This is a genomic window from Stenotrophomonas sp. YJH_SMC_27 (assembly GCF_059369815.1).
Window position 1 is genome coordinate 1 of the sequence record NZ_JCAFTA010000030.1, and the last position, 6,075, is coordinate 6,075.

Genomic DNA, 6,075 nt, shown 5'->3' on the forward strand with positions numbered 1-6,075 from the left:
GGATGCGCTCGCACAGGGCTGCCTCGTCCTGATCCGGATGGGCCAGGACATGGTTCTGGTAATAGAACGTACTGCGTGACAGCTCCGCCGCTTCGAGCAGAAGCGACAGCGTATGAACCTGCCTCAATCCTTGGATGGCTTGCGCTTTGCGTCTTGCGCCGCCTGCTCTTCCCGGATCAAGGCATCGAGTTTTTTTAGGTAGTCGGTCTCCGCACGCAGATAGGCGACTTCCTTGAGCAGCTCTTCGCGGCTCATCTCCTCAGGTGGCTTGGACGAACGGGTCTTTTTCATCGGCTTTCGGGGCGGCGGCGGAGGTGGCGCCAACGCTTGGGCACCGCCCTCAGCATACAGGCGCCGCCACTGCCCCACTGCGCCGGCATCGCCAATCTGGAAGTAAGTCGTGGCCTCCCGCCCGGACATACCGTCCTGACTCATCTTCTCCAGGACAGCCAGCTTGAACGCAAAGTCATAGGATCGGGCCTGGCGGCGAAACCCGCGCCAACCGTGCAGCCGGTACGTAGCCACCCAGCGCCTGACCGTGGAGGCCTCCAGGCTGTGGCGACGAGCAACGGCTTTGACCGATGTGGAGGTCTTGCAGGCCTCTTTGGCGACCTGCAGTTTGAAACGAGCGTCGTATCTGTTCATGTATCCCTCGGGGTTGGATCTGGCGTCCAACTCCCGGGGGTCACTTCAAGTCGAGGGGCTTGACAGATGATTCGATTACGCGCGTAATCGAGCTGTCGATTACGGATGTAAACCATGACCCCGATCAGCGAAGCCGAAGCCGTTGTGATGGAGGTGCTGTGGCAGCAGGCACCACGGAGTGCCGATGACGTGGTGGCCGCGCTGGCCCATCGCGACTGGGCCGAGCCGACCATCAAGACCCTGCTCAACCGCCTGCTGACCAAGGGCGCGATCGCCGCCGAGCGCGATGGACGGCGTTACCTGTACCGGCCGCTGCTGCAGCGCCAGGCCTGGGTGGAGGCGCAGAGCCAGGACTTCATCGGGCGTGTCTTCGAGGGGCGCGTGGCGCCGCTGGTCGCGCACTTCAGCGAACGTGGCCAGTTGAGCGCACAGGACATCGCCGAACTGAAGAAGCTGATCCAGGAGCTGGACCATGACTGAGCTGCTCGACGGACTGTGGCAGGCCAGCCTGTGGCTGGCGGTGGGCGTGATCCTGCTGGCAGTAATGCGACCGCTGCTGGTGCGGATGGGCGGCGCGGGGCTGGCCTACCGCAGCTGGTGGCTGCTGCCGATGCTGCTGGTGGCACTGATGCTGCCGTTGCCGCAGGTTGCGTTGTTGCAGCAGGTACCCACGCTGCCGCTGAAAGTGATGCCCGGTGCCATCGATGCTCTGAACGGGCCGTCGTTGCCATGGGCAGGGCTGTTGTTCGCGCTGTGGGCGCTGGGCGCGGGCATCTGCCTGCTGCGCGACCTGCGCGCACAACTCCGTTTCGAACGGCGGATGGGTCCACTGACGCCGCGCACCGATGGCAGCTGGCAGGCCAGCGGCGATCCCGGCCTGCCCGCGCTGGTGGGCCTGTGGCGGCCGCGCATCGTGGTCGGCCCGGCATTCGACCAGCAGTTCAGTGCACAGGAGCAGGGCCTGATCCTGCAACACGAGCGCAACCACCGTCGCAACGGCGATCACTGGGCCAACGGCGCGCTGCTGCTGGCGCGCGCGGTGTTCTGGTTCCACCCGCTGCTGCCATGGGCCGCACGCCGCTTCCTGCGCGATCAGGAATTGGCCTGCGATGCCCGCACCATCGGTCCGCAGCCTGCGCTGCGCGGCCTGTATGCCAGCACGCTGCTGAAGGCGCAGCTGGTCCACCCGGTTGCGCCCGCGGTTTGCCATTGGCGCAGCCAACCCGTGTTGAAGGAGCGTATCGCCATGTTGAAGCAGTCCAAGCGGAAGGCATTGCCGTGGGTGTCCGGGCAGGTGCTGGTGGTCGGGTTGTGTGTGGGCATGGGGGCGGTGGCATGGGCCAGCCAGGGCGGTGCGGCCGGTGGCACCCGGATCGGTGTCGAGCCGTTCGAACATGCGCAGGACGATGCGGCCAAGGTGGGGTTGGACCGGCCGATCCAGGTGGACAAGATGCCGCCGCCGTCCTATCCGAAGTCCGCCGTCGAGCAACGCCAGGTAGGCGTGGTCAATCTGCGCATCGAAGTGGATGCACAGGGCCATCCGACCGATGTGCGGGTACTCAGTGCGACCAATCCGGGGGTGTTCGACGCCGTCTCCGTCGCCGCCGCGCGCAGCTGGACCTATCGTCCCGCGGTGAAGAACGGCAAGCCGGTGGCCGGTGCCGTACGCATTCCGATCACCTACGCCATGGATGACACCGAGGACGCGAAGTGAAGTCCGCGCCGCTGTTGATGATGGCAGCGCTGCTGGTGGGGTGTGCAACCCAGGATCGCCTGACCACCGTCGATACCCGCAGCGAGAATGTCGGTCACCAGCGGCTGCAGCCGCAGGCGGGCGGCGACAGTGGGCAGCTGCAGGTGTATTCGCTGGGTGCGACCGAGGGCTACCGGATGCCGCAACTGTACGCGGCACCGGACCCGGAGGTCGGGGATAGCGACCCGCGCGCGGAACTGGCGCCGACCACCATCTGCCTGCAGGTGGTGGTTGATGCCAATGGCGCCGTGGAGCGAAGCCTGCCATTGACCGATCGTCCGGAGTGCGCGGCAGGGGCTGCACGCGAGAACGCGCCCCTGCTGCAGGCTGCGCAGGAAGCCGTGGCGATGTGGAAGTACTCGTCCGCAGCGGTCTGCCACTTCGCGGCCGGCAAGGTGCCTGCCGACCGCGGCGACTGCCGCGGCGCCGAGCGCGTCGAGCCGGTAGCGGTCACCCTGCAATATGCCTTCACCTTCGAGATCGTGAAGGGCCAGCACGTGGTGCGCACGCAGGGAAAATGATCGCTCGCGATGACCGGGGTAGCGCCGGGCCATGCCCGGCGGGCGCAGCGGCGTGGATCAGGCCCCGCCCTGGATGTTGGCCTTCACCGCCGGCTGCATCAGCGCCGGCTCGGCCAGCGTGGCATCGCGGGCCTGGCGCACGCTGACGAACTCCGCCTCGGCCACGCCGTCATGCACGTGGATGTTGTGCGCGCGCTGTTCGCCGATGGTGGTTTCGTTGGCGAAATCACGACCGCCCGGACCGTAGTCGTGGCAGACGAATACGCGGGTCGCATCGGGCAGGGCCAGCAGACGTTGGATTGAACGGTACAGCTGTGCGGCATCGCCGCCCGGGAAGTCGCAGCGGGCGGTGCCGCCGTCTGGCATGAACAGCGAGTCGCCGGTGAACAGTGCATCGCCGATCAGGTAGGCGACGCTGTCGCTGGTATGCCCGGGCACGGCGATCACGCGTCCATCCAGTCCGCCAAGGGCGAAGGTTTCGCCATCGCTGAACAGGTGGTCGAAGATGTCATCCGCAGCAGGAAGCTGCAGGCCATAGCGTGGTGCAAACGTCGCCTGCACCGCACGGATGCCTTCGCCGATGGCGAGCGTGGCCTGCGGGAAGCGTTGCTTGAGCCGACGCCCCGCCGACACATGGTCGGCGTGGGCGTGGGTTTCCAGCAGCCAGCGCAGCTGCAGGCCCTGCTGTTCGATGGCCTGCAGCACGTCGCGCAGCGGTGACTCGCTGCTGGCGTCGGTGTCCGGGTCGTAGTCCAGGACCGGGTCGATCAGCGCTGCCTCGCCGCTGGCCGGATCGCTGGCCAGGTAGCTGAAGGTATTGCTGTCACGGTGGAAGAACGACTGCACCTGGACTGACATTAGAACGCTCCTCAGCGCGTGCCGAGCACGCGGTTCAGCAACTGCGCCAGGTTCTCGCCGGCCAGTCGCAGCTGCGCTTCGGCCAGCGGCCGGTAGCGCTCGGTGTATTCATCACCGATCTTACGCGTGGCCGGATAAACGCCAGCTTGCATGGAAATGCGGCAGCTGGCCTCGGCCCAGGCCTGCGGGTCGCGCTGCGGGTTGGACTGGCGTGCCAGCTTCGGCGCGCGCTGGCTCTGCAGCAGCGGCAGGTAGCCGGCATCTTCCAGCTTGCGGGTGTTGAGCATGCCGCTGTCCCACAGCGAGTGCAGGTTCGTACCGCGGTTGCCGAACTGCAGCTGGAAATCGTTGCCGCCCTTGTCATGGGCGTAGCCGGCGTGCATCGGCTGGTGGATGTCACCCACCAGGTGCACGACGAACTTCAGCGCCTGCAGGCGCTCGCCGTCGGTCAGGCTGCGGTCGCCGAGGATGGCACTCTGTGCTTTCAGTGCCTCGACAATGCAGTTGCCGCTTTTGCAGTGCTTCGGTGCTTCGTAGTGGCAGTTGTCTTCGGCGATGTTGACGTAGTGCCAACCGGCCGAGCGACGGCCCAGGCCGGGGTCCTTGGCGCGCAGCTGATCGGCCCAGGGCGCGATGCTGGCCAGGGTGGCGTCTGGCTCGGTGGCCAGCAGACGGTCCACTTCGGCGCGGGCGGCGGGGTTGAGGCGGGCGTCGGCGACTTCGGCAACCAGGCGGTGGCCTTGTGCGCCCCAGGCATGGGCCGGGGCGGAAGCGGACAGCAGGGCCGGCGCCAGGGCGGCGGCGAGGAACAGGGAGTGCAGGGCTTTCATGCGCACATTCTAGCGGGCCTCGGCAGGCCCGGGCTTGATCACGCCTGGTGTTCGCCACGCGGCCTTGATGCGGCGGCCGCTAGGGTGGCCCGTGCACATGCGGGGAGGGGCCGATGACGATCACGGACAGGCGCATCATGGCCGGGCATCCCGATGACGACGGGTTCGCTGCCGCGTTCGATGCCCAGGTGGTCTGGCGCATGCGCTGGGCCTGCGCCGTGGCCGGGGCGTTCTCGCTGGGCTTTGCCGTGCTCGATACCTACTGGTTGCCGCCGGACGTGCACGCGCCGGTGCTGCGCTGGCGGCTGGGCGTTCTGCTGCCGGCACTGCTGCTCGGCGTCGCGCTGACCTTCGTGCCGGTGCTGCGGCGCCACCTGCAGTGGCTGGGCGGCAGCGTCGTGCTGGTCAGCGGGCTGGCGCTGGTGACCATGATCTGGACCGCGCACCGTGCCGGCGTGGACTACCCCTACGAAGGCATCAGCCTGTTCCTGTTGTTGAACTACTTTCTGTGCGGGCTGCGCTTCGGGGTAGCGACGCTGACCGGAACCCTGATCGCGCTGGCCTTCGTGCTGGCCGAGCTGCAGGTGGGCCGGCACTGGGCGCAGATGCTGCAGAGCGTGATGTTCGTGCTGGCCAGCAACCTGGCCGGCATTGTCGGCAGCTACATCTCCGAACGGCAGGCGCGTGCAACGTGGCGGGCCGAGCAACGCCTGGATGCATTGGCCAACCACGATGGGCTGACCGGCCTGCTGAACCGGCGCGCCTTCGATCGCCAGGCCAACCAGATCTTCCAGCGCTATCTGCGTACACCGCATGCGCGTGGCGCACTGCGCATCGCCATGATCGATATCGACTACTTCAAGCGCTACAACGACCACCACGGCCATCCCGCCGGTGACACCGTGCTGCATGCGGTGGCGACGACCCTGGCTGCTCAGCTGCGTGGTAGCGACTCGGTGGTGGCACGCTACGGCGGCGAAGAGTTCGTGGCGCTGGGGCACTGGGCGCCGGGACAACCGGAATCAGCGCCGTTCGAGCAGCTTCGGCAACAGGTGCAGGCGCTGGCGATCGCACATGCCGATTCGGATGCGGCCCCGGTGGTGAGCGTGAGCATCGGTGTGGCACGCTGGCATGATGATGGTGGCGATACGCTGGAACAGGCATTGGCGCGGGCCGATGCAGCGCTGTACCGCGCCAAGGAAGGCGGCCGCAACCGGGTGGAAGTGGCGCCGGATCAATAATCGACTGAAAGGCGGCCCGTTCATGCTTCTGTAGAGCCGAGCCATGCTCGGCTGATCTTCTTCGGGTACCTGCGCGCTCCGCGCGATAGCCGAGCATGGCTTGTATGTTCCTCCCGGCTCCTACGCGGTATGTAGGAGCCAGGGTGGAGGGACCGTCAACATGATATCTGCGGATAGCAGCCGACAGACGAGCCGAGCGATCCCCATCCCGCACCTTAACGTCGATA

6 protein-coding genes and 1 pseudogene are annotated in these 6,075 nt (G+C 66.8%); 4 read left to right on the forward strand and 3 right to left on the reverse strand.

All coding sequences use genetic code 11. The features are described from left to right. Positions 1 to 645 (reverse strand): annotated as a pseudogene (locus AC5P7R_RS22285) (transposase); the annotation flags it as partial. 114 nt (positions 646 to 759) lie between these two features. Here AC5P7R_RS22285 and AC5P7R_RS22290 point away from each other — a divergent pair. The 3 genes from AC5P7R_RS22290 to AC5P7R_RS22300 are packed head-to-tail and all read left to right on the forward strand — an operon-like array spanning position 760 to position 2,919. Beyond that, complete coding sequence (locus AC5P7R_RS22290; RefSeq protein WP_010484077.1) at positions 760 to 1,125, forward strand: BlaI/MecI/CopY family transcriptional regulator; 366 nt, start codon at positions 760 to 762, stop codon at positions 1,123 to 1,125. Next, on the forward strand, positions 1,118 to 2,359 hold the full coding sequence (locus tag AC5P7R_RS22295; protein ID WP_288041646.1) for a M56 family metallopeptidase: 1,242 nt from the start codon (positions 1,118 to 1,120) through the stop codon (positions 2,357 to 2,359). Before AC5P7R_RS22290 ends, AC5P7R_RS22295 begins: the two co-directional genes overlap by 8 nt. Then, the gene (locus AC5P7R_RS22300) at positions 2,356 to 2,919 is read left to right on the forward strand and encodes a hypothetical protein (protein ID WP_111098870.1); all 564 of its coding nucleotides are present in this window, start codon (positions 2,356 to 2,358) and stop codon (positions 2,917 to 2,919) included. Before AC5P7R_RS22295 ends, AC5P7R_RS22300 begins: the two co-directional genes overlap by 4 nt. Positions 2,920 to 2,976: 57 nt before the next feature. Here the strand turns inward: AC5P7R_RS22300 and AC5P7R_RS22305 are convergent, their stop codons facing one another. Next, on the reverse strand, positions 2,977 to 3,777 hold the full coding sequence (locus AC5P7R_RS22305; protein ID WP_207048932.1) for an MBL fold metallo-hydrolase: 801 nt from the start codon (positions 3,775 to 3,777) through the stop codon (positions 2,977 to 2,979). Between the two features lie 11 nt (positions 3,778 to 3,788). After that, positions 3,789 to 4,607 (reverse strand): S1/P1 nuclease, encoded by an 819-nt coding sequence (locus tag AC5P7R_RS22310; protein WP_021203681.1) that lies wholly within the window; start codon positions 4,605 to 4,607, stop codon positions 3,789 to 3,791. A gap of 113 nt (positions 4,608 to 4,720) precedes the next feature. Between AC5P7R_RS22310 and AC5P7R_RS22315 the strand changes: the two genes are divergently transcribed. Continuing rightward, positions 4,721 to 5,848 (forward strand): GGDEF domain-containing protein, encoded by a 1,128-nt coding sequence (locus AC5P7R_RS22315; RefSeq protein ID WP_495214196.1) that lies wholly within the window; start codon positions 4,721 to 4,723, stop codon positions 5,846 to 5,848. The last annotated feature ends 227 nt before the right edge of the window (positions 5,849 to 6,075 follow it).

Coding starts and splice junctions, on each gene's coding strand:
- AC5P7R_RS22290 (WP_010484077.1), top strand. CDS start 760: ATGACCCCGATCAGCGAAGCCGAAGCCGTTGTGATGGAGGTGCTGTGG.
- AC5P7R_RS22295 (WP_288041646.1), top strand. CDS start 1,118: ATGACTGAGCTGCTCGACGGACTGTGGCAGGCCAGCCTGTGGCTGGCG.
- AC5P7R_RS22305 (WP_207048932.1), bottom strand. CDS start 3,777: ATGTCAGTCCAGGTGCAGTCGTTCTTCCACCGTGACAGCAATACCTTC.
- AC5P7R_RS22310 (WP_021203681.1), bottom strand. CDS start 4,607: ATGAAAGCCCTGCACTCCCTGTTCCTCGCCGCCGCCCTGGCGCCGGCC.
- AC5P7R_RS22315 (WP_495214196.1), top strand. CDS start 4,721: ATGACGATCACGGACAGGCGCATCATGGCCGGGCATCCCGATGACGAC.